Raw genomic sequence first — 24,931 nt, forward strand, 5'->3', positions numbered from 1 at the left:
GAACTCGGGGCGGAACTTGTAGCCAACTTCCTCCTCAAACTGCTTCAGGATGTAGGGGGAAACGCTGGCGGAGTAGCCGTACCAGTCCACATACTTCTCACGCTTCAGCTCGTCGAACAGCAGGGTGAACTGATGGAAGAAGGTGGTGTAGCGGATCACGTTCACATAGGGATGGTCGGCAATGAACTTGCGCAGGCGCTCCATGGTGAACTTGTGGGTCTTGGGCTGGCGCACGTCGAAGGTGATCTGGTGCTCGAAGTTCTGCCAGTTGTTGGTCACCGCATTGTACATATGTACGGGGTCCCAGATCAGGTAAGCCAGGAAGCTCACGGTGTAGTCGTGGAAGGCGGCGGGAGCGGCGATCTCCACACAGCCGGTGGCTTCGTTGTAGCTCCACTGCTCCACGGGCACCACTTCACCGGTGGTGCGGTCGATCACTTCCCACCAGCGCTTGATGTCGTCGCGGGTGTTCACCTGCATCAGCTCATCCGAGATGCCCTTCATCAGGGGGATGCTCAGCACATCGCCGGTGGCGGTGTAGAAGCCGGTCATGATGTAGCACTGCTGCACCTCATCCGGGTTGGCCTTGGCCCAGGCGTTGTCCTTGCGGGTGGTGTAGTAGGTGGAGTAGATCTTTGCACCCACCTGGGTCAGCTCTTCGGGGAATTCGGTGCCGTCACAGTCACGGATGGCGTCTGCGCCCCAGCGCTTCAGAATGTCGATGGTCTCCGGCACGATGTCCAGGTTGGTGGGAATGGTTACCCGGCCACAAGTGGGGCTCTTTTTTTTTATCCATTTGTTTTTCCTTTCTATTCGGTGCATGCCTACTGTCTCAGATTTCGCCCTGATCCACGCCAATGGAAATTTGCTTTGTCAGTACATTACCAAAAAAATCATATGCACAAGTATCTGGAACTTCAATTCCGGCATTTCTGGCCAGGCTGTCAGTTGTCAGTCGATACCCGTCGAGAGTATCTAAAGCTGTTCCGTCTGCTCCACCTGTGCCGCCAGTTCCGGGAGCTTTCAGACCATGTGTGCCAGAAAGATTACCGTTTCCAGAAGGTACATTTGTAAAGCCGCAGAACAGATTGTTTTGATACTGAGTTACATCTTCAAACCAGTTCTGCTGTACAGGAGCATCTCCTGCCGAAACAAGGATGTTGTTTTGAATTACCGTTGGTCCAACGAACTCGCTGTTGGTTGCTAGGAATGGAACACCCGGTTTCATATAAAAGATATTATTGTAAATGTATGCTACTGGACTGTCTGCCGGCAAAATCATGGCCCGATCATCATTTTGACTGATATTATAGCGGAACACAGTGTTTACAGCTTCAACGCCACAGACCATCAAACAGCCGCCTTCATTATCGTGACTGTAATTGTATTGATAGATAGTGCCATCGCTCCAGTCCGCATCAAACGCCTGCCCATCTTGGTTTTCACCTCCATGATAACGAGTGTGAAATACCTCATTAAACTGGAACAGGGCATTTTTGCACTTCCAGGGCCACACTGCTGCCGCAACACGCCCAAAATCACTTTGTGCGTAATCTGTTTTATTGATTTGCTGGCCAGCTCCGTCCGAAACGTTGTATTCGATCAGGGGGCGGTCGCAATACATCGTGGTGATTGCATCTCCGCCAGGATCTTTCACATAATTGTTTCGGATGCGCACTCGAGTTGCACCATAACGCATTGCAACCTCATCGGAGATCTCAAGGGTAGTAAACTTCTCGCAATAAGCAGTATAAGCTACAGCGATGCCCCAGCGATATACATCCTCCAGATAACAACCCTCGATCAAAATATCATCGTATCGGGAAATGCCGGTGGCTGCCTCATCTGCAGGTTTAAATGCAGTGAAGTAGATTCCACCGTTATTCATGTGCTTATCATAAACATTTCCGTGAATATGGCGGATATCCAGCTCCCGCAAATGAATGTGATGAAGGGTGCCAGCGTTCTGCGCTACGACTGCCACACCGGTGCGGTTCATCGCATCAATGTCATTGTAGACCGCATCGAACGGAAGTCTCCGATTTGAAACAGCAATGTGGCTGATCTCTATCCCATCGCAATCATACAGCAGAATCGAACTGGACACATAGCCCCGTCGACGGTGTAACGGATTGTCCAGTTCAACACCATAATCCTGAAACCATAGCCCACTGCCGTTAGTTTGGATACAAGGTAAGGGGCCATTACCATAAGCATCAATCACGATTGGAGCCTGATCACTGCCGTGGACATTCTTCAGATGTAGAGCTTCACCACAAAAAACACTGCCGCGTTCTAGAAGAAGGCGGTCACCCGGTCCAAAGGATCGGGCGACCAACGCCTGAAGGCTTTGAAACGGCTGCTCCGGGCTGAGGCCGTCGTTGGTATCGTTGCCGCAGACTGCACTGCAATAATAGGTTACGGGAACATGAGCTTCCTCAATATTACTGATTGTTTTCATATCTTCACTCATTTCAAACATTAAATACCAGTCTTTTCAAATACTGAACTGGTGACACAGAGTATTTGCGGTGACGATCTCACCGTACGCTTCGCGTCCGGGCGTGCGCCCATCCAGCGCCACGATGCCGCTGTACGGCAGATACGCCTCATCCAGTTCGGTTAGAGTTTCCAGTGCACCGCGCTCATACAGAGTCAACCTCTGGCACAGCGCCCGGCAGCGGCCGCTCAAGCCACCCAGGCGCAGATCCAGCACTTCCAGCCCTTGGCCCTTGCACTCCTGCCCCCACACCAACACCGTAGCGCTGTGCAGGGCATCCACTGCTTCGGCCAGCTGCATCAGCGCCGCCGAAGCTGCATGCAGCCCAGAGTGCTTCTTCGTGCGCCAGGCTTCATGCAGCTGGTGAGATGTCGTACAGCGCAAAGCAAGTACCGTGGCCAGCGAACGATACATTTCCATGATATCTCTGAAATGGGGGTCGCACATGACGGCAGCCGTCTTTTCGTATTCCTTCGCCAGGCCCTGGTAGTGAGCAGCAAGACGCGGCACATCCTTTGTGATTGCCGGCAGAAACAGTTCACTGGCAATATCACCATATAGCAAGAGCTTATGAGGGATCAGTGCCTCCAGGTTCGGCTCAGGACGGTCAGGAATCCGATCCAGCTTTTCAATGCTTTCGTAGACGGTTAACGACGCACCGCTCAACAAGCGGCAGCAGGCATCGGTCTGACTGGGGTCGGCACTGCCAAAACGCAGCAGCCCATACAATGCCAGCCCCGGAAGCACTGTGGCCAACGGAGTTTCATCGCCATCATCACCCCACAGCGTGACCATAATTTCTTCAACGCCCATGTCACAACAGGCCTGTGTTGCCATGATCGCATCCCGGAAGCTTTTGCTCAGGCAGGGGACCCATCCGCCCCACTTCCATACACCGCCGGCAAAGACCACATTCAGGCAGCCGCGACGGCGCAGCTGTTTTTCATAATCTTCCTGCTCGTCGTGGTAATAGTCCCAATACACGAATCGAAGATTTTGGGGATACTGCTTTTTCTCATCTTCCGTAACCGGAGCACTGTCTCCGTAATAATCCATCAACGGAGTGTGGTCTCGGAACAGCATATCATCCCAGATCATAGGCTGCAATCCGTATTTATCACACAGGGTGCACACTGCTTCCAAATGTTCTCTCAGGATATCCCGGTGATCGCGCCAGCCCTTGTGGAATCGGTAGCGCCCCGTGCCAAGGCCGACCGCTTCATCCATTCCAAGATGAATTCTGCGGCTGCGGAACGTTTTGCTGAAATGAGCGATCATCGCCTCCACCAACTCGATTGTACCCGGTTCGCTAACCATCAGATTATCCACCGTATCTCGCACAGGGTGCAGATATTTCCAGCGAATTGCAGTGCGCAGATGGGCCAGCGTCTGGATGCAGGGAATCAGCTCCAGCCCAAGACTTGCTGCAAAATCGTCCAGTTCCTTTTGTTCCGCCACACTGTACCGGCCACGTCGGTATCCGAAATAAGGGTAGCCCGGCAACTCATATGTATCCTCCATATAAAGGTAGCAGGCGGAATATCCCATAAAAGCCAGCTGGCACAAAAACCGCTTGAGAACCGGCAGTTTATAAACGGAGTTACGGGATACATCCAACATTGCTGTCAGCTCCCGCACACGGGGAGTGAGACGCTCAGTGACCTTATCTCTCTGCGTCATTGATCGACCAATCAGCATCAGCGCATCGGTCACGTTCGCGCACTCCAGCACGATCTCATTGTCTGTGCGCCGCCAACTCATTTCACCTGAGGGTTCTTTCCAGAACACAGTGACTTTGAGTTCCTTCTCATCTGTATAGAACGGCATCCAGCGGCACAGATGTGCAAGGGCTGTGTTCAATTTTGAGTCGTTTGCTTTAATATTCATTTTTGTACATCCTCATAGGAGTGCGAAGAAAAGACATCAGCCCTTGATTCCACCGGCAGTGATACCACTGATAATGGTTTTGGACAGGCACAGGAAGATAATCAAAGTGGGCAGGAATACAATAACAACTGCTGCGAACAATCCGCCCCAGTCGCCGGAATACTGCATGGCTGTGAGCACACTTTTCAGGCCCGGGCCAACCGACATATTCTTTTCCGAAGATGCGAAAATCAGCGACATGAAATATTCATTCCAGATGTTCATGAAATTGAAAATGCCAACCGTTACCAATCCCGGCTGCGCCAGGGGCAGCATAATTCTCCAGAAAGTCTTCATCGGAGAGCAACCATCGATTGCGGCAGCCTCTTCATAAACGCGCGACAAACTGCTAAAGAACGAAATCAGGAAAGTAGTGGTATATGGAACCTGCATGCCGATATAGATGAAGATCAACACAATCTTGGATCCGGTCAGATTAGTGCGGGTAGCCAGAGAAAACAGAGGCATAACGATCATAATCTGCGGCAGACTCATCGCGGTAACAAAACTACTGCGCACAAAACGATTTCCGTGAAATACAAATCTGCCCAAAACATAGGCCGCAGGCGCACTAATTGCCAAGGAACCGATCATCGTGCAAGCGGAATACAGCAGCGAGTTCATAAAATAGATTGAGATATTATTCGCTGTCCATGCATTCACATAGTTTTCAAAGTGAAGACCAGTAGCGAATTTCAGCGTTTCACCCCGCATGATCTCCGCTGAGGTGGAAAGGCTGGCAGCCACAATCCACAGCAGCATTCCAATCGTAAACACACACCAGATGCCAACAATCAGATGACCAGGCAGCATACGGAACTGCTCTTTTGCATCCAAAGCACCGTGAGAGGGTTTGGTCGTTTTCGTTCTATTCTTTTTCATCGTTATCCCTCCTTTACAACTCCACATCATCGTCCTTAACCAGACGATTGATCAGGAAGAAAACAATCAGAACCGTGAGCGCCATCAGCACACCTACGGCAGCTCCAAGCGCAGCATTTCTTTGGGTATTACCCTGAGTGCCGAATGTAATATTATACATATATACAAAGGGGGTTATAGTGGTCAACTCGCTGGCCAAAGGGGCGCTCCACATCTGAGACCAAACAAAGAAACCTACAACGCCAATGGTCCAAAAGGTCAGACATGTTTTGATCACACTACGCATCAGCGGCAGAGTAAGGGCAAAGAACTGTTTTACTTTGCTGGCCCCATCAATAGTAGCTGCTTCGTAGATATCTGCAGGAATCCGCTCGATACCACCCATGAAAATCAGCATATAATAACCCACTGAACCAAAGCAAAATGCTATCAGAAGGGACCAGAATTTGATGCTGCCGTTCATGTAATCGGTTTTTGCAAGATCCGAGTTGAACAGCTCGAAAAAAGTGTGCAGGAAACCAAAACGCTTGTTAAAGATTGCGGTAATCCACATTGTGGACATTGCAACTGCATTGATAATGTTCGGAATATAAACAACCGTTTTATAGAACGTCTTTCCGCGTACGCCACTGGTCAAAATCGCAGCAAACAGCATCGAGATGACCATAACAATGATGCCGCCCCAAAGCCAAATCTTGAGCATATTGAACATGGCATCATAGAAAATGGGGGTGTTGATCAGCGTTATATAATTTTCCAAGCCTGCGAAAGTCCAAGTGTTAACAGCATCGCTGACTCCTTCCACATGGAAAAAGCTCATCGCAATGGTACGGCACAGGGGATACAGAAAGACCATCAGGAACATAAATAGTGCCGGGGTAAGAAAGCACACGATCATTTTTTTATTGTTCCTCAAGAGATATCGTCTCCTTTCAAAAAAAAAGGGAGCTCTGATCAAAACAAAAGAGCTCCCTTCCTCATAGCCTGATCAGCCAAACAATCACTTTGCTCAACCAACAGGCAGCATTATTCGGTTACGGCTCACATACCAGCCAACTGAGAAACAAACTCGTCCGGAGTAATCTCCATATTACACAGCTGGTCAACGCCCTGCTGGATGTAATCCTTGTAGTTGACATTTTCCTGCAGACCAACAGCCCACAGATAAGTCTTGGTCATATTCTTAAAGTAGGGTTCAGCACCAGCCACAGAAGCAGGCCACTGGGTGTTGGCAGTATCAGAGGGGATAGCGGAAACTGCTTCTGCCATTTTCAGGTCGTTCTCACCGGTAACAACAGACATGATAAAGTCGAACGCTTCCTGCTTGTGCTCGCTCTTATCAACGATACCGAAGCCCTGAGCGCCAACCATGGAAGCCTCAATGCCATCAACGCCGCCCTCTACCTCGGGCCAGGGGAAGAATCCCCAGTCGATCTCGGCGCCGGTGTTCTGAGCGATTTCGTTGGGAACCCAGGAAGCCTGCAGCAGCATTGCGGATTCGCCGTAACCCAGCTCGTTCGCACCGTCAGGGGCCTTTGCAGGAGCATACTCGGACATGTAGCCGTTGGAGAACAGCGAGTAGATATCCTCGGCAGCCTTCTTCACTTCAGGAACCTCGGCCCAGCTCTTGTTCTCAACAACCTCAAGCAGAGCATCCTGACCGATATAACGAGCCAGCTGATAACCCATCAGCAATGCAGTGCCGTCGCCCTGGTCACATGTCATGGGATTCACGCCGCTCTCCTTCAGCTTGGCGCAAACTTCCAGCAATTCGGGGAAGGTTTCCGGGGTTTTTTCAATGCCGGCAGCCTCGAACATTGCCTTGTTATACCACACGCCAGTGGTGTAGGGCTGGTAGGGGATAACCTTCAGCACACCGTCATTGTAGCTCTTGGCAGTGTCGATAAGGATGGGCAGGGCGTGCTCTTCAAAGCCGGAAGCAGCCACCATGTCGGTCAGGTCTGCGCAGTACTTGCCAGCCTGCTGAGCAACGTAAATGTAGTCCTGATCAAAGAAATCGATTTTTTCGCCAGCATCCAGAGCTGCGCCAACCAGCTTCTTAACATCGCGACCCTTCCATTCGATGTTGATCTTGATGCCTGTTTTGGCCTCATAAGCATCAGCTGCTTCCTGAATGACCTTGGCCTGGCCTTCGGTGGAGTTCCACATGGACCAGTAGGTCAAGGTGGTGTCACTGGTAGCAGCAGCACTACCGGATGCAGGAGTGCTATTAGTTGCACCACCGCAGGCGGTCAGCAGCATTGTTGCAGCGGCTGCGCCACACAGCACTTTCAAAAAATTACCCTTTTTCATTTGTTTCCTCCTTTGTTTGTGTGAGGGGATTGCTTATCGTGCCCCTAGTATAGCATCTTGATTTGAGAAGCAAAACATGTTATATTGACCTTATAGTTATGCAAATTGCACCTTCAAAAGGAGTTTTCTGCAAGATTATGTATGAGCATTTTAACTTAGATAACAATATTGTGCAAAACAATTTACAGCTTCTATATGTTACCTGTTATCGATATGAAAAGCAGTGGCATGGTACCCGTCATGCCCATGACTTCGTGGAAATCTTTTTCTGTGTCGGCGGTAACTGCGAATTTCATGTGCGTGATAAAATGTTTATTGTGCAGCCCCAGCAGGTTGTTATTATCAATCCAGATGTAGAACATGTGGAAAAAGCTATTCCGTCTGTCCCTGTGGAATGGGTCGTGTTGGGGGTAAAAGGAGTTCGCAGTAATTTGCTCAACGATGCGGATGGTTACTATCATGGGGACTTTTCACTTGATGGAAATGCAGTGGTAAACCTTTTGGTCGATCTTGTCACAGAATTGCAGAATAAACAGAAAGGATATAACGAAGCCTGCCTTCGAATCGTCCAATTACTCCTGATCCATATATCACGTGTTTCTAATATTAGTATTGAACAGGAACGCACACAAACGGACCGACTCCACAGTAGCATTGCTTGGGTGAAACAATATATTGATGATAATTACACACATCCCCTAAATCTTGAGCTCCTTTCGGAAAAAATCGGGTTAAATCGATTTGGACTGATACGAGAGTTTAAAAAGCGTTATAGTATAACGCCTATTGAGTATATGCTTAGTTGCCGCTTTCGTGAGGCGAAATTTCTGTTAGAGACTACAAATCAGAGCATTGCCTCCATTAGTCGTGATCTGGGGTTCAGCAGCAGTAACTATTTTTCGCAATATTTTCAGAAGAGATTTGGGATGACCGCCTCAGCATATCGGGAAATATGTCGCAACAAAAATAGCACTATGATAGAGTAAGTCATAGTAACTCTATGTGTTTCAATACCCCAGCTTACTCCGCCGCTGGAATACCAGCAGATTCTCGTCCGGCTCACTGAGCTTTACTCGCGGGAGAATACCCCGTTGGTGCAGGCAGAACTGCTGAATACTATGTTGGCCAGCCAGTCCACTAACCTGCCCAGAAAGAGACCTGATCTGTGGCCGCGACCAAAATCTGGCTGGTGAGGGGCCGTCTGGATTCCCTCATCCGATATGCCGAAAACGAAGAAAAACGAATGCCGGACCTGACGAGTCTGGTTCCGGCAAAGGACGATCTGGCCGAGAAGCTCCAGTACGCAGCTAACCATTCCAAAACAACACAGGATCGCCAGCTGTTTGTAAGCGGAGTAAACAGCCTGTCCGAGATCGCCTGCCAGCAGATGGAGCTGACCAAACGACAGTTTGGCGACACAACAGGCATTGTCGCATTCCATGCCTACCAGAGCTTTCCGCCCGGAGAAGTAACCCCGGAAGACTGCCCGAGAAGATTTCCAACCATCGCTCACCCCATCCGGCCATGTGAGAGGATCTGCGCCAATGGGAGCAGATTGAAGCCCAGTTGTATCTGCTGGAGCAAACTCGGGAGGAAGTGGGGCAATTCATTACGCAGAAAACCGAGGAGCTGTAAACTCTGGAGACTCGCGCACTCACTGTCGCAATCGGCTGCGCCGTTGCTGCGATCCGACGGAATGCGACCACCTGCATGCCGAGAAGGACCAGCTCGCCGAAAATCTGTGCGGTACGAAAAAAGCTACACAACACACAAAAATCTTGCCCCGGGCAGACCGGATGAGGGAAAGAATTCAATTGATGGTGGAGCATGATCAGAGAAATGAATGAAGTTGCAGTTGATAATGACCATTATGTGGGTGTCCGCATGATGTGAGGCAGAGAGAAATCATAGAATTAAGTCGCCATCGTTAAGGCCCTGTTAAAAGGAAATGCGGATCTCTTCTTGATCCAAAATATCGTCCGTGTCCCTTTGAGGCTATTTTAATATGGCAAAAGCCGTCGGTCCATGAAGAAGATTAGCTTCCTTTCATGGATCGGCGGCTTTTACTTATAGGGTTGAAAAGGATTCTCTCCAGAAAAAGCGAAAATTTTGAAAGTCTAACGTTCGATGCGAAGAATGTTTTACTCCGCTGATGGTTCTTCCGTAACGCTCAGATCCTCGAAATCTTCCGGGGAGTTTTTGAAGCAGCGGCGAAGGTATTCGTGTCCGCCGTCCACTGCGACGGTTTTGCAGGAGCAGAATTTGAAATCGTGCACGGTTTCCGATTCAATCACATCTCCGCAGAATTTGCACCGGATGGCATTTCGGATAATCTTTTTCATTTCAGTTCCTCCATGAAGGTCAGTGTCGTTCAATCCGTTTGCTTTCCCCTCTTCTTTTTGGCCCATTCCGTTTTCTTGCGATTCCATACATCGTCGAAATGGTCGGTGAGCAGCTGCTCGAATGCCGCGACATCGAAGTCTTCCCCTTCAGCGGAGAACTGCTGCACCAGTGGTTTCACCTCTGCTCGCCAGCATTTCATCACCTTGCTGCGGCGCTCGGCGGTAAGCCCTTCCACACGGGAAAGGCCGGTGTTGAGCCGGTTGCCGATTTTGGTATAGAGTTTCAGGGCCGGGTTTTCCCGCTGGCTCTGTTCCGCCGCCTCGTCTGAGGCGGCTTTTTTGCAGGTGCATTTCCCCTGATTGGGGGCTGTCCGGCTGCAATATTTTGCGGTGCCGCTGAAGGGCACGAACAGCTTCCCACACCGCTGGCAGGGACGGACGGTCTGGTGCTGGGCGCACATCTGCACGAATTCCGCCATCACCACCGAGGTGAGGCAATCTGCCACCAGATAGGAACGGCTGGCGATGTCCGGATGCTTTCGGGCTTTCGGATCTTCTTTCGGCATGGACAGCCGCCCCAGCATTCGCATGTGGAGCTTTTCGTACAGCCGGTTCCCTTCCACTGCGGCCCGATGGTTTGTGATCAGCGCATCTCCATAACGGTAATCTGCCGGTTTTTCCGGGTCGACATCCGCTGCGGCCAGTGTGTATTCCACCAGACTTGCAAGAGATGGTTGAAAACTTGCCAGCTGTTTCAGCTGACCGGCCAACAAAGAAAGCGAGGTATACGCGGCGGCGCTTAACTCCCGGTCATCCATGTCGGCATAACTCACCATGGTTGCATCCGGCTTGGGCCAGCAGACCAGGTACCGTTCCACACACTCGCTGGACTGTTCCAGCGCATAGCAGAGCTGGATCTCCTGCTGAAGAATCCTGCCGAATCCATTTTCCGCAACCAGACCCTGCTCTTCCGGCGTCAGGTTATGGAAGCCCAGCTTTTTCAGCATCTGGTGGTAAACGTCCGAAGCAGCCTGGGTGCAATACCGCTCCAGCAAGGTCTGCATGGCCGGATAATCCCCCAGCGCGGTTTGGATTTCCTGATACAGCCGGGCCAGCTGATAATAAAGGGCCTGCTCCGGATTCTCCAATGCCTGCCGGATGCTGCGGCCCGGTTGTTTCGGTTCCGGCTGAGGTTCCGCAGGGCGCGTCTCTTCCGGCGCTTTGGAGAACCGGCTGAAAAACGATCTGCGTTTTCTCGTCTCGGCAGCAGGGGGTTCAGCTGGTTTCGAGGGCTGGTAATTCCGCCAGTCCGTCTGTTCCAGCAGCTCCGCGTTTACCGAAATCGCGCACCCGGAAAACTGCTGGAGCAGCGACTGGGCTTTCTGGTAGAATTCCTGCCAGGGCATATCCAGTCCGGCAAATACCAGATCGCCCAAAGCACAGGATTCTTCGATCCAGATCCGGGACTGGTTGTGTTCCACATACTCCGGATCTTTCATGTTCTGCTGAATCTGGTTCATTACTTCGATTACAGATCTCCGTTCCCCGCTTCGGCGGGGTTCTTTTTTTGTCTGCTCCGGGGGCGGATCGCGGTGTATCAGGGTGGGCAGACACAGCAGTTTTTCCTGAAAACGAAACACAAAACTTGTGGACATCGTAAAATCCTCACTTTTTTGAAAACCTAAAAAAATGGCTCAACAAGGCCGTTTTTTCATGTGTATCGGCGCAAATTTATTGTGTAATTTCAACATTACATGAATTCAAGATAACACATATAGCATTTTCGGTCAAGCCGTGGTATCTTGTGTTCACGGCACCTTGACAACTGAATATCCATGTTCCCCAATGATCCGCGTTCCCGTCGCGGCCGCGCAGTCACGCAGGGCCTATCATCCTGCCCGCTGCGCGGCGGGACGGGTTCGTGAAATTTAATATTAATGGAGGTGACTCTCACGAACGACCAAGAAATCCTCTGCTTTGCAGACATTCCAACCGAGGAGGTGAACTGGCTTTGGTATCCTTACATTCCCTATGGGAAAATTACGATTTTACAGGGCGACCCGGGCTGCGGCAAAACCATGGTGGCGCTGTCACTGGCGGCAATGCTTTCCACCGGTGCAACTCTCCCTTTTTCCCCGCAGGCAAACGAACCGATTACAATTCTTTACCAGACGTCGGAAGATGGAATTGCCGACACCATAAAGCCCCGTCTGGAACGGGCGCAGGCAGACTGCACCCGCATCAAGATCATCGACGAATCAAAAACGCCACTGCGTTTCGATGACACCCGGCTGGAAGCCGCCGTCCGGCAGGAAAATGCCCGGCTTCTGATTCTGGACCCGCTTTCCGCGTACATTGGCGAATCGGTCAGCATGAACCAGGCCAACGAAGTGCGCAGCGCCTTCCGCAGTCTGTACTCCATGGCCCAGCGCACCGGCTGTGCTGTTCTGATCGTGGCACATATGAACAAGATGAACGGGACCTCGGCTTTGTACCGCACCAGCGGTTCTATTGATGTGGCTGGCGCGGTGCGCTCCATCCTCACAGTGACCAAATACCGCAAGTCCCCCACCCAGCGGGTGCTGGTGCCGGTCAAGAGCAATCTTGCACCCGCAGACAATGGACTGCTGCTGGAGGTGACTGACCATGTGGAATGGCTCGACCAGCTGGAAGAAGCGGATGCAGACAAGCTTCTGAACGGCAATCAGGGGCCTGCTGCGCCCACAAAACAGCAGCAGGCGGAACAAGGGCTTTTGCAGCTGCTGCAAAACGGCCCGGTGAGCCACAAGGATATCATCCTGCATTTTTCCCGGCAGGGCATCAGCAAACGGACTGTGGAGCTGGCCAAGAGTAATCTGCCCATCAAGAGCATCCGAATCAAAGATGGCTGGCTGTGGCAGCTGGAAGAACAACCATGAAATCACACAGCGCATCATGCGAAGGCAGCAAAGACTGCTGACTCGTGCATTGTTGCGTTGTTGCAATAGAGGAACCATTGATGAAAAAGAAAGAAGTAAAAATCCGTCTGACCGAAGGCGAACTGGCCCGCCTGAATGACAATGTGGCCAAAACCGGCTTGTCCCGGGAAACCTATCTCCGCCTGCTGATCTCACACCGGGTACCGGTAGAGCTTCCGCCTGCCGATTATCGGGTACTGATGCGCCAGCTCCGGCAGATTCAGCTCTGCCTGACCAATGCTCCGGCGCGGCCGGGAAACGGCACTGATCCCTTTGCTCTGCAAAACACCTTGCAGGCTCTGGACCACACCCTGCTGGCGATGCAGCACGCGGTGTTACCCCGGCAGGCCATCCCCATGGAAAGCGAGGCGAACAACAATGCCTGACGCCGTGGTGGATTCCCGTTACATTGCCCTCAAGCTGATCGCCCTGCTGTATGAGCAGGGAGCCATCAACCGGGCGACCTACGAATGCGTCTGCGCCACCTACGGCGCGCCGACCTCATCCGAACATTGAATTGGAATTTGTACATTTCTCAGGGAGAAAAAGCTGCGCTACAATGGGCGCATACAAAAGGAGGACAGTTCTATGAACAACATCAAACAAGACCGGGCCCGCCCGCGCAAGGTGGTATTTTACGGGCGGGTATCCACTGAACATGAGGCTCAGATTTCCGCGCTGGACAATCAGATGGAATGGTATCAGGAGCTGGCCTCCAGCCATCCCAACTGGACGGTGGTGGATCAGTATGTGGATGAGGGCATCACCGGAACCCAGGCGAAAAAACGGCCATCCTTTCTGCGGATGATCGAGGACGCCAAAAGCGGAAAATTCGACCTGATCGTCACCCGCGAGGTCTGCCGGTTTGCCCGGAACACGGTGGACACCCTTTCCTACACCCGGGAACTGGCCAAGCTGGGCGTGGAAGTCTACTTTGCTGCCGACGGCATCTGGACCATGGACAACGACGGTGAGCTCCGCCTGTCGCTGATGGCCACGCTGGCCCAGGAAGAAAGCCGCAAGATCAGTGAACGGGTGCTGGCCGGGCAGCGGATGAGCCGGGAAAAGAAGGTGCTGTACGGCAACGGAAATATTCTGGGCTATGACCTGGACAAGGCCAACAACACCTACGTCATCAACGAGGAGCAGGCCGAAACCGTGCGGATGATTTTTGAGCAGTACGCCACCGGGGACGGTCTGACCAAGGTAGCAAAAACCTTAATGGAAAAGGGGCGCAAGGACGGGGCCGGGCATGTGAACTGGGATGCCAGCAAGGTGACCCGGGTGCTGCGGAAAGCCACCTACATGGGCTACTGCGTGTACAACCGGTCCCGGACGGTGGATTATCTGGAGCACCGGCGGGTGAACAACACCGACGAGGACACCTATGTGATGGTGAAGGGGGATTTCCCCGCCATTATCGACGAGGAGCTGTGGTACAAATGCAATGCCATCCGGAAAGGGCGTACCCGCCACCTGCTGGACGAAAACGGAAAGCCCCGCCGGTATGGCGGCACCATTGCAAAAAATGTGTGGGTCACCAAGCTGGTGTGCAGCTGCGGGGCAAAATTCCGCCGCTGTCTGTGGCAGACCAAGGCGGACGGCACCCAGACCTGGGGCTTTGAGTGTTACCGCCACACCAAGCGCAGCCTTCAGTTTTTGCAGCAGCACGGACTGCCGGAGGGACTCTGTGATTTAAAGGATTTTCCGGAGTGGAAGCTGGAGCTGATGGCAGTGAAAATCTTTGAAGCCGTGTGGGGCAGTCGCCGTGATGCGGTTCTGGAGGCCTGCCGGATGCTGAGTGCCTGCTACCAGCGGGAGACCGCTGATCCGACAAAGCTAAACGCACTGGACAAACGCATCGACGGGCTGAACGAAAAGCTGAACAACCTGATTCTGATGAAGGCATCCAACCAGATCACCCTGAAGCAGTTTCTGGAACAGAGCAACGAGATCAGCGCCCAGCAGAGCCGGGCCACCCGGGAGCGGGAGGAGATGCTGGCCCGAGAAAGCCAGGACGGCGGGCTGGACATCGACGCCATCGAGGCTTCCCTGTGCGAAGCGGTGACCTTCACCGACGGCAAGGTGAGTGAGTGGGTCATTCAGACCTTTGTGAAGAAGGTGGTTCCCATGGACGGCACCCGGTTTGCCTGGGTACTGGATCTGGCCCCGCAGCCCCAGACAGTTTTCTGCGAAGCCACCGGGCGAAAGGAATACCCCCGCATCTCGCTGGAAAGCAATTTATTCCCGGGCGCATGGCCCGACATACAAGACGAACCGCCCGACCGGCCCTTCCTGTTGGATCGGGCGGGAAACCCGAATGGGGACATATCAGCGGCAGAATTGGAACAGGGCAGGCTCGAAAGGAAAAGCAGCCGAATGATTTTGGCAGACATACGGCTCTAAAGGATAAGTACGGAAATCGTCAATTCCAGGCATGCGGCTGTTCTGCGGATGCGGCGGCAAAAGAAAAAGCGCATGAAGGCGGGCGTGAAAAAGCAGAGGGAAGGGTATTCGTGCCCGCCTTTCACTGCGGCCGATGGTTTGTGATCCGTGCACCTTCGTGTCAATACAGTCTGCCGTCTACACGTTTTGCACAAAACCTGATGAACAGATTTGGAAGCACAAATACCATATATGCCGTGTTTTGTACCACTTGAGAAAAGTAAATTGCAATACGTAGGAACACTACCTATAATTGAGAGGCATTGAAACAGGATTGTGAAAATTTTCGCGGGATGCAAGAAACCAAAGAAACAGCAGTGCAAACAAAGGAATGCGAGGAGAACGTAATGGAAGAAAACAAACAGCGCAAAAAAGAACTAAAAAAAGCCTATAAACGACAAAAGCGACGGTTGGTTACCCCTTGGAAGGTGCTGACGATCTTCAGCCTTATTATCACGATACTGCTGTGGCCCCTGTTTGGCGTACTGAAAACCTTCGACAATACCGTGGCCGCCTTTGTGGGCGGCACCTTCTGGGAGTTGGAAAACGAGGACCCCAATGCGATCTATTTTGAAGGCGACTTCGCCAGCATTGAAGAGATGAATGCCTACGGCATGGAACTGTGCGAGACCGTGGAAGGTGAAGGTGCAGCCCTGCTGATGAACGAGAACGACGCGCTGCCCCTGGCGAAAGGTGCCGCAGTGAGCTGCTTCTCCACATCTTCCGTGAACCTTGTCTACGGCGGCACCGGTTCCGGTAACATCGATGCCTCCAAGGCCGATAATCTGCGCACTGCGCTGGAGAAGGTAGGCTTTGCGGTGAACGACACTCTGTGGAGCTTCTACACCGAGGGCCCCGCGGCCGAGTATGCCCGTGCAGCCGGCGGTATGGTGAGCCTTGCCAGTGCAACCGTGGCCGAGGCACCCTGGAGCGTCTATACCGATGAGGTGAAGAACTCCGTGGCCGAATACGGCGACGCTGCCATTGTGGTTCTCTCCCGCGTGGGCGGTGAGGGTGCCGACCTGACCTACGAGGGCGGCAACTATCTGGCTCTGGATGAAAACGAGAAGGAAATGATGGAGAACCTGGCTGCCATGAAGGAAGCCGGCACCGTCAGCAAGATCATCGTGCTCATCAACTCCGCCAACGCCCTGCAGGTGGACTTTTTGAAGGATAACATCTACGATGTGGATGCCTGCCTGTGGATCGGTGATGTGGGTATCTCCGGCATTAATGCTGTGGCCAAGATCCTGGCCGGCGAGATCAACCCCTCCGGCAGTCTGGTGGATACCTACTGCTTCGACAACTATTCCGCCCCGGCCATGAAGAACTTCACCCCCATCCAGTATGAGGGCTATACCGAGGGCCTGATCCCCGCCAACGCCAGCACCTATATGATCTATCAGGAAGGGATCTACGTTGGCTACAAGTACTATGAGACCCGTTACGAGGACTATGTTATGGGCACCGGCAATGCCGGTGACTACGCCTACAGCGACGACGTGGCCTTCCCCTTCGGCTACGGCCTGAGCTACACCGACTTTGCCTACAGCGACCTGGCGGTGGAGTATGACGCGGCTGCTGACCAGTTCGTGCTGTCGGTGAAGGTGACCAACACCGGGGACAGCTACACCGGTAAGGAGACCGTACAGGTCTATGTCCAGTCCCCCTACACCGACTACGACCGTGAAAACGGTGTGGAGAAGGCCTCTGTGGCGCTGTGCGGCTTCGGCAAGACCGAGTTGCTGGCTCCCGGTGCTTCTGAGGTCCTGACCATCCGTGTGGACAAGCGGGACATCGCTTCCTATGATGCCTACGGTGCCGGCACCTACATTCTGGATGCGGGCGACTACTACCTCACCGTGGCCACCGATGCGCACAACGCTGTGAACAACATTCTGGCCGCCAAGGGCTACACCGCTGAGACCACGAATGGCCGCATGGATGCTGAGGGCAACGCTGCGCTGACCTACACCTGGAACGAGGCGGAGCTGGACACCGCCACCTACGCCACTTCCGCCAATGGCACCCCCATCGAGAATCAGTTGTCCGACGCGGACATCAACCTGTACGAGGGCAGCGATGCCTCCGTGACCTACCTGACCCGCAGCGACTGGACCGGCACCTTCCCTCAGGAATCTGTGCAGCTGGCTCTGACCGACACCATGGTGGCGCAGCTGCAGGATGTGCAGTATGACCCCGCCAATTATGAGGCTCAGACCATGCCTGCCCTGGGCAAGGACAACGGCCTGAAGCTGTACGACATGATCGGCCTGGAATTCGACGATCCCAAGTGGCAGGACCTGCTGGATCAGATGACCTTTGACGAGATGGTCAGCCTGATCGGTGATGCCTTCCACTGGACCATGCCGGTGAAGTCCATCGAGGCTCCCGGTACCCGCGATGAGAACGGCCCTCAGGGTCTGACCGCATCTCTGATCGCCTCTGACGCAACCCAGCTGGATGCCACCGCCTTTACTTCTGAGGATGTGATGGCAGCCACCTTCAATGTGGACCTGATGAGCGAGATCGGCCGCGTCATCGGAAACAACTGCCTGGAGGCGGGCATTGCATGCCTGTACGGCCCCGGCAACAACATCCACCGCACCCCCTATGGCGGCCGTAACTTCGAGTACTACTCCGAGGATGGCTTCCTGTCCGGCGAGATGAGCGCCTATGAGGTGGCCGGCATCCAGTCCAAGGGCGTGCATGTGGTGATGAAGCATTTCGCCCTGAACGACAGTGAACAGGATCGTATTGGTCTGGGCGTGTGGCTGAACGAGCAGGCTGCCCGTGAGATCTATCTGAAGGCGTTCCAGGCGCCCATCGAAGAAGGCAACGGCAACGGCGTGATGACCGCCTACACCCGTTGGGGCTGCATCTGGTCCGGCGGCAACAAGGGCCTGATGACCGGTATCCTGCGTGAGGAGTGGGGCTGCCAGGGCATGAACATCACCGACAACGTGCTCACCTCCTACGTCAACGGCGTGGACGGTCTGATGGCCGGTGTGAGCATTTATGACGCCATGCTTCCCCTGGTGACCAACCAGCTGCCCCAGTATGAGAACGACGCGGTGATCGTGAACGCCATGCGCGAGGCGTGCCACCATAACCTGTACGCCATTGCCAACTCCTGCGGCATGAACGGTGTAGGTGCCAACACCACCGTCAAGCTGACCCAGCCTCTGGTGCTGACCATTCTGCTTATCATCGTGTGCGCCTTCTCGGTGCTGCTGCTGGTGGGCATTGTGCTGTGGATTCTGCGGGCCCGTCGATTCCGTGCCTGCCCGGAGTTCACTGCCTATCGAGCGTTCAAAAAACAGAACCGACGCTAAACAGGTTCAGTAAAAACAGACCGTGAGGAAATCCCCCCTGATGCAGGAAAACACACCTGCATCAGGGGGGATTTTTCGTAAAAACCGGAGCTGCAGACATCTTCCGATGCTGCCAGCCCAGATGAGGTCTGCGCCGGCAAAGGGACAACCCGGCGGCAGAATGCCACGCCTTTCCGGATCGGCAGGTGGTAAAACAGCCGTCAGCGCGCTGCCTGTCGAAAAGAAGGATACGAGGAGGGCAAAAGATAGATCACAACATACAGAGCAATTCATGCTGTAAAATGTTAATTCGCGCTGAAATTACCAAGGAGGGAGCGGTGGAGACTATTATAAATAGTAATAAAAGGGATCGGTAAAAATTCTGTTTCGGAAGGGGGGCAAACAAAACATTCAATTTATACCGACCTGAAAAAGGAGAAGGAGTATGAAAAATTTCATGGCGAACAAACCTTTGGGATTCCGCGTCACTCTGGTCACCATGGCGTTGTCTCTGGTGACGGCGCTGGTATATCTGGCCATCTACTCCAGCAGCCGGTATATGTCCTGGCAGGCCTTTGGGATCATGGTAGCAGGCGTTGCGGTCGCCGCTGTACTGATCGGCCTGAAGCAGGTGCGATTTGCCCCCTCTGCGTTGCTGCTGGGCGACTTCCTGTCGCTGCTGTTTTATGTGTACTACATCTACTTCTACATCTCTTCGGTGGCCACCGGCATTCAGTTTTCCGGCTTCCCGCTGGAATTCTTTGTGAACGCCGTATTGTACGGGCTGAGCCTGATGCTGAGCATCGCCTGTGTGTTCATGCGTCAGACCGTTGAGGAATGAGAAAGGAGAATCCTGCTACATGAAATACAAACTGCAGCGAAAACTGCTTACTGTCGTCAGTATGCTGCTGGCGGGTGTCCTGGTGCTGGCCACCCTCATCACCGGGGAAAATGCAGACGCCATCAACGGTACTCTGGGCACCAAGACCTTTGAGGTTGTCCAGACCGGTGATACCGATGAGGACACCGAATATTACAAGTCTGATTTCTCCAGCATCGCGGACCTGCGTGCTGCGGGCAAGCAGACTGCGGCCGAAGTGCTGGCCGAAGGTATGGTCCTGCTGAAAAATGACAACAATGCCCTGCCCCTGAGTCAGGGCAGCAACGTGAGCCTGGTGGGCGTCACCGCATATGACCCCGTTTACGGCGGTACCGGTTCCGGCACCATCAGCGTCAACGACGCGGTGAACTATGTGGATTCCCTGACCAAGGCCGGCTTCAATGTGAACCCCGACCTGCAGGCTGCCTACACCTCCGAGGACTGGGCTCAGTACAAGCGTGGCAGCGAAGGCAAGTTCGGTACCACCACCCTGATGATCCACGAAGCTCCCTGGACCGTGGTGGATGAGGCTGCGGGCAGCAGCTTTGCCCAGTACGGTGATGCTGCCATCTTCGTGGTGGGCCGTGTGGGCGGCGAAGGCTACGACCTGATCGGCGTTGGCGGTGACGGCATCGACAACGGCGACGGCCTGGGCCCCGACTACCTGGGCCTGAACGAAAACGAGCTCTCGGTGCTGGAGGGCCTGAAGGCCAAGAAGGCTGCCGGTGAGATCAAAAAGATCATTGTGCTCATCAACTACGCCGGTATGATCGAGGGCGATTTCCTGAACGATCCCGATATCGACGCCGCCCTGTGGGTGGGTGCCCTGGGTGTGGGCGGCGACGCTGTGGGTCAGGTTCTGTCCGGTGCGGTTTCTCCATCCGGCCGCCTGCCCGACACCATGTGGGTGGACAATGCAAAGAACCCGGTCAATGTGAACTTCGGCCGCTGGATCTATGAGAATGCCGACGAGCTGGGCGTGCCCAATGAGCTGGGCACCGGCCAGTACCCCGCCACTACTCTGGCTGGCTACGTGGTCTATCAGGAAGGCATGTATCTGGGCTACCGCTACACCGAGACCCGTTACGAGGACCTGGTCCTGGGTACCGCCAATGTGGGCGATTATGACTACGCCTCCGTGGTGGCCCGTCCCTTCGGCTTCGGACTGTCTTACGCACAGTTTGCACTGTCCGATATGAGTGTACAGAAGAGCGGTGACCGGGAGTACAATGTCACCGTTACCGTTACCAACACCTCCGACACCTACTCCGGTAAGTGCTCTGTACCGGTGTACATCTCCAAGCCTTACGGCGAATATGCCAAGACCAACGGCATCCAGGTTCCCTCCGTTGAGCTGGTGGACTTTGGCAAGACCCAGATTCTGGCCCCCGGCCAGAGCGAAACTCTGACCATTCCGGTGGATGAAAAGTTCTTTGCCTCTTATGACGCCTACAATGCCGAGGGCTATGTGCTCATGGACGGCGATTACTACCTGGCTGTGGGCGGCAATGCCCACGAGGCAGTGAACAATGTTCTGGCCGCCAAGAAGGCCAACGGCGTTGCCGTGGATGAGACCAAGATGGTGGGCGGCACCGGCGATGCTTCTCTGGTGTCCAAGTTCACCCTGAGCTTCGACAAGGACAAGTACGCTTACTCCGATGCCGTTTCCAGCCTGGACGGCGAGACCAATGTGCAGGTCACCAATCTGTTCGACTTTGCGGACATCAACCTGTACGAGGGCCGCGGCGACAACAGCGTGGAATACTACAGCCGCGACAACTGGAACGCCGTATCCTTTGATATGGTCAACGGCCATGCGACCCTGACCATGACCGAGCAGATGGCACAGGATATCTATGCCCAGCTGCCTGCTCAGACCGGCAAGTACAACAACGCTGCCGGTGTGCCCGAGCAGTACCTGCAGCCCATCCAGCCGGACGACGGCGAATATCCCGCTTACGGCGTGGATGCCGGCCTGAAGCTGGTAGACATGCGGTACGATGGGGAAGGCAACGAGATCGCTTATAACGATCCCCTGTGGGATACCTTCATGGACCAGCTGAGCTGGGATGAAACCATGCGCCTGGTGTCCAGCGGCTTCCATATGACTGAGCCCGTGGAAAGCATTGCCAAGCCCCAGACCAAGGACGAAAACGGCCCCAACGGCTTCGGCGGCTGGGCCTTTGGCTCCGGATACTACACCGGCCAGAACGGTCTGGCCTACCGCACTGCCCAGGAACAGGGCTTTGTGGATAAGGACGGCAACGTCATGGAGGGTGCCGATCCCGAAGGCTTCAACAGAATGACCGGCTTCCCGGCCAATGGCATCCTGGCGGCTACCTTCAACCGGGAGCTGGCCGAAAGAGCCGGCAACATCATCGGCAATGACGGCATCTGGGCCGGCGCAAGCGGCCTGTACGGCATCGGCCTGAACATTCACCGTTCTCCCTATGCCGGCCGTACCTGCGAGTACTTCAGCGAATGCGGCACCCTGACCGGCCTGATGGGCGCGGCCGAGTGCAAGAGCATCGAGGCCAAGGGTGTGCATGTGTACAACAAGCACTGCGCGCTGAACGACCAGGAGACCAACCGCCACGGTGTGTGCACCTGGGCCAACGAGCAGACCATCCGCGAAATTTACCTGCGTGCCTTTGAGCTGCCCATTGTGGAAGGCGGCGCCTTCAACACCATGGCTTCTTTCTCCCGTTTCGGCACCCAGGCTGCCGCTGCCTGCTCTGCGCTGGGCACCAACTTCCTGCGGGGTGAGTGCGGTATGAAGGGCATCATCGTCACCGACGCTTACGGCGACATGGACGGCAGCCAGGACTGCGATCCCTACTTCGAACAGGTTTACGGTGTGCTGGTGGGCGGCTGCGACCTGCCCGACGGCAGCACTCCCAAGACCGCCGGTCACTTCAAGCAGTTTGAGACCGGATACAGCCAGATGGCCTGGGCCATGCGGGAATCCGCCAAGCGGATCTGCTATCAGACCGCCTGGTCCAACGCCATGAACGGCATCTCCACCAGCACGGAAATTGTGAGCATTATTCCCTGGTGGCAGAGCCTGCTCTACATTGGCGACGGCATCTTCATTGCTCTCTTCGCAATCGGCACCGTTTGGACGGGCGCGGCTCTCTATCAGGAGAGCAAAAAGCGCTCCAAGAACAAGTCGATGCAGTAAATCCTCTTTTTCAAAATGCGCCGGGCAGGCTTGCCCGGCGCATTTTGGTATCCGGCGAAGGCTTGTTTCGCCGCCGGAATTTGTGCTACCATGAAATGGGAAAGAGGACGCGGCGGACGCCTCTTTCCGAGAGACGGAAAAGGAGTGTGTGAGGATGCTGAACGTGGCCATCGTGGACGACGAGGCGGCGGAGCGTCAGAAATTACAGAGCTATCTGCAGGAAGTGACACGGCAAAAGGGCATTGCCTTCTGCGTGGACGAATTTTCCTCGGCAGATGCTTTTCTGGTGCAATACCGGCAGGGATACGATCTGATCTTTCTGGATATTGAGTTCCCTCACGGGAAAAGCGGCATGGATGCGGCCCGTGCCCTGCGCCGGATCGATTCTGCTGTGGTGATCATCTTTGTGACCAACATTGCCCAGATGGCGGTGGAGGGCTACGAGGTGGACGCCCTGGATTTTATTGTCAAGCCGGTGGAGCCATATGCCTTTCAGCTCAAGATGACCCGGGTGCTGTCCCGGGTGGCCTGCAGTGCTTCGGACCGCATCACCGTGCGGCAGGATGGGGAAATGTACGGCCTGCAGGTGCATCTGATTCGCTATCTGACGGTGGAAGGCCACTATGTGGTGTATCATTCCCGGGAGGGGAAGTTTGCGGAGTATCTGACGCTGTCTGCGGCGGAAAAAAAGCTGAACAGTCCGCTGTTCTGCCGGTGCGACCGGGGCTGCCTGGTCAATCTGCGGTTTGTCAGCGCGATTAAAAAGAATGTATGTGTGGTGGACGGGCAGGAGCTGGTCATTGCCCGGACCCAGCGCGCCCAGTTTTTGCAGGCATATGCAGAGTTTCTGGGCGGAGCAAGGCAGGAGAAATAAGATGCAGCTGTTTATTCGTATGTCCTATACCATTGAGATTTTACTGGGGGCGATGGTATTCCTGCAGGCACTGCCCCGGCGAGAACATTTTTGGGCGCGGATGGCTGCGGCGCTGGCGGCCATCTGGGCAGCGGGGTGGCTTCTGTCCTTTCCGAAGGAGTGGGGGGAGCTGTACAACCTGGTCAGCCTCCAGCTCACGATTGTGGCGGTGGTTCTGTGCATGTGGAGCGTCTTTGAGGCCCCGTTTATGAATGTTCTGTCTGCCTGTGTTTCCGGAGTGGCAGCCCAGCACATCGGCCATCATATCAGCCGCCTGGCGGCGGAGCTGCCCTGGGTGGAGCACTGGAACAATCTGCTGGAGTTTTTCTGTGTGAGCGTTGTATCTCTGATTCTGTACGCCATGCTGGGGCGCCGTTTGCGGAACATCGAGTATTACGAGTACACCGATTCCCGGATTGTGGCGGTGTCGGTGGTGATTGTGCTCATCTGTACCGGCATCACCCGGGTACTGCGCCTGGCAGGGGGAATGAATTTTTATATAACGGTGGCCACGGCCCTGTATGCCATCACCTGCTGTGTGCTGGCGCTGTTTTTTGAGTTCTTCCTTTATTACAATCTCCGGAAAGAGAATGAGCACAACCTGTTCCAGCGCATCCATGAGGAGGAACGCAGGCAATACGAGATCAGCCGGGAAAATGCCGAGATTCTCAGCATCAAATCCCACGACCTGAAGCACAAGCTGGTGGCGCTGGAGGGGCGGTTGCCGCAGGGCGAAATCGACTCCATGCGCAGGATCATCGATACCTACGACAGCATCTACCACACCGGCAGTGAGGTGCTGGATATTATCCTGAACGAAAAGAACCTCCGCTGCCGAGGCAAGGGGATCTCGATTACCTGCATGGGCTCCGGAAAGGCACTTGATTTTCTGGATTCCATGGATGCGTATTCGCTGTTCGGCAATTTGCTGGAGAACGCCATCGCTGCCGCGGAACAGCTGGAGGAGACAGGCAAACGGATCATCAGCATGGTTATCGAACAAAAGGGAAATCTGGTTTCCGTTGATGTGATGAATTTCTTCCAGGGAACCGTTCCCTTGCAGGAAGATGGGCTGCCCTGCACCAGCAAACAGGAGGAAACCGGTTATCATGGGTATGGTCTGAAAAGCGTGCGCGCCATTGCACGGAAATACAAAGGAGACCTGACCATTCATATCCGGGATGAGATTTTTACGGCACAAGTTTATCTGCAGCGGGAGGAGAATGATTCATAAGAGGCTGGATACCCCATGCCAACCAGAGGTCCCTCACTGTGTGG

General features: G+C 54.1%; 19 protein-coding genes. 11 read left to right on the forward strand and 8 right to left on the reverse strand.

Annotation, left to right across the window (positions count from 1 at the left end):
* The 6 genes from J7G73_RS02100 to J7G73_RS02125 form a co-directional block, all read right to left on the reverse strand.
* On the reverse strand, positions 1–822 hold an 822-nt coding region (locus J7G73_RS02100; protein WP_291245045.1), incomplete at its 3' end, for a 1,3-beta-galactosyl-N-acetylhexosamine phosphorylase N-terminal domain-containing protein.
* Positions 823–832: 10 nt separating this feature from the next.
* The gene (locus J7G73_RS02105; protein ID WP_291245046.1) at positions 833–2,461 is read right to left on the reverse strand and encodes a polyhydroxyalkanoate depolymerase; all 1,629 of its coding nucleotides are present in this window, start codon (positions 2,459–2,461) and stop codon (positions 833–835) included.
* Between the two features lie 36 nt (positions 2,462–2,497).
* Positions 2,498–4,387, reverse strand: a complete 1,890-nt coding sequence (locus tag J7G73_RS02110) for a beta-N-acetylhexosaminidase (RefSeq protein ID WP_283129091.1) — start codon at positions 4,385–4,387, stop codon at positions 2,498–2,500.
* 36 nt (positions 4,388–4,423) lie between these two features.
* Positions 4,424–5,308, reverse strand: a complete 885-nt coding sequence (locus J7G73_RS02115) for a carbohydrate ABC transporter permease (RefSeq protein ID WP_283129090.1) — start codon at positions 5,306–5,308, stop codon at positions 4,424–4,426.
* A 13-nt stretch (positions 5,309–5,321) separates the two neighbouring features.
* A complete protein-coding gene (locus J7G73_RS02120; RefSeq protein ID WP_283129089.1) occupies positions 5,322–6,224 on the reverse strand; it encodes a carbohydrate ABC transporter permease in 903 nt (300 codons plus the stop codon).
* Positions 6,225–6,349: 125 nt separating this feature from the next.
* Positions 6,350–7,621, reverse strand: coding sequence for an extracellular solute-binding protein (locus J7G73_RS02125; protein ID WP_291245047.1), 1,272 nt, complete (start codon positions 7,619–7,621; stop codon positions 6,350–6,352).
* Between the two features lie 137 nt (positions 7,622–7,758).
* On the opposite strand from J7G73_RS02125, the gene J7G73_RS02130 reads away from it, so the two are divergent.
* The gene (locus tag J7G73_RS02130; protein ID WP_283129087.1) at positions 7,759–8,607 is read left to right on the forward strand and encodes an AraC family transcriptional regulator; all 849 of its coding nucleotides are present in this window, start codon (positions 7,759–7,761) and stop codon (positions 8,605–8,607) included.
* 257 nt (positions 8,608–8,864) lie between these two features.
* Positions 8,865–9,452 (forward strand): relaxase/mobilization nuclease domain-containing protein, encoded by a 588-nt coding sequence (locus tag J7G73_RS13650; protein ID WP_367113930.1) that lies wholly within the window; start codon positions 8,865–8,867, stop codon positions 9,450–9,452.
* Between the two features lie 310 nt (positions 9,453–9,762).
* On the opposite strand, the gene J7G73_RS02140 is transcribed toward J7G73_RS13650, so the two are convergent.
* Both J7G73_RS02140 and J7G73_RS02145 read right to left on the reverse strand, forming a co-directional pair.
* Positions 9,763–9,963: a hypothetical protein gene (locus tag J7G73_RS02140; RefSeq protein WP_291245048.1), complete on the reverse strand. Its 201-nt coding sequence runs from the start codon at positions 9,961–9,963 to the stop codon at positions 9,763–9,765.
* Positions 9,964–9,992: 29 nt separating this feature from the next.
* A complete protein-coding gene (locus J7G73_RS02145) occupies positions 9,993–11,462 on the reverse strand; it encodes a DUF6076 domain-containing protein (RefSeq protein ID WP_291245049.1) in 1,470 nt (489 codons plus the stop codon).
* 438 nt (positions 11,463–11,900) lie between these two features.
* On the opposite strand from J7G73_RS02145, the gene J7G73_RS02150 reads away from it, so the two are divergent.
* From J7G73_RS02150 to J7G73_RS02190, 9 genes are all read left to right on the forward strand, one after another.
* Positions 11,901–12,881, forward strand: a complete 981-nt coding sequence (locus J7G73_RS02150) for an AAA family ATPase (protein ID WP_291245050.1) — start codon at positions 11,901–11,903, stop codon at positions 12,879–12,881.
* Positions 12,882–12,961: 80 nt separating this feature from the next.
* Positions 12,962–13,306: a plasmid mobilization relaxosome protein MobC gene (locus J7G73_RS02155; protein WP_291245051.1), complete on the forward strand. Its 345-nt coding sequence runs from the start codon at positions 12,962–12,964 to the stop codon at positions 13,304–13,306.
* Positions 13,299–13,436, forward strand: a complete 138-nt coding sequence (locus J7G73_RS02160; RefSeq protein WP_291245052.1) for a hypothetical protein — start codon at positions 13,299–13,301, stop codon at positions 13,434–13,436. The genes J7G73_RS02155 and J7G73_RS02160 overlap by 8 nt, the downstream gene beginning before the upstream one ends.
* Positions 13,437–13,508: 72 nt before the next feature.
* Complete coding sequence (locus J7G73_RS02165; RefSeq protein ID WP_291245053.1) at positions 13,509–15,326, forward strand: recombinase family protein; 1,818 nt, start codon at positions 13,509–13,511, stop codon at positions 15,324–15,326.
* Positions 15,327–15,712: 386 nt separating this feature from the next.
* Complete coding sequence (locus tag J7G73_RS02170; RefSeq protein ID WP_291245054.1) at positions 15,713–18,700, forward strand: glycoside hydrolase family 3 protein; 2,988 nt, start codon at positions 15,713–15,715, stop codon at positions 18,698–18,700.
* A 424-nt stretch (positions 18,701–19,124) separates the two neighbouring features.
* Positions 19,125–19,520, forward strand: a complete 396-nt coding sequence (locus J7G73_RS02175; RefSeq protein WP_291245055.1) for a hypothetical protein — start codon at positions 19,125–19,127, stop codon at positions 19,518–19,520.
* A 19-nt stretch (positions 19,521–19,539) separates the two neighbouring features.
* Positions 19,540–22,740 carry a glycoside hydrolase family 3 protein gene (locus tag J7G73_RS02180; RefSeq protein WP_291245056.1) on the forward strand — a complete coding sequence of 1,067 codons (3,201 nt, stop codon included), beginning with the start codon at positions 19,540–19,542 and terminating at the stop codon, positions 22,738–22,740.
* Between the two features lie 154 nt (positions 22,741–22,894).
* Positions 22,895–23,614 (forward strand): LytTR family DNA-binding domain-containing protein, encoded by a 720-nt coding sequence (locus J7G73_RS02185; RefSeq protein WP_291245057.1) that lies wholly within the window; start codon positions 22,895–22,897, stop codon positions 23,612–23,614.
* Position 23,615: 1 nt separating this feature from the next.
* The gene (locus J7G73_RS02190; RefSeq protein WP_291245058.1) at positions 23,616–24,887 is read left to right on the forward strand and encodes a GHKL domain-containing protein; all 1,272 of its coding nucleotides are present in this window, start codon (positions 23,616–23,618) and stop codon (positions 24,885–24,887) included.
* Positions 24,888–24,931: the final 44 nt, after the last annotated feature.

Source organism: Allofournierella sp., assembly GCF_017889395.1.
Lineage (GTDB): Bacteria > Bacillota > Clostridia > Oscillospirales > Ruminococcaceae > Allofournierella.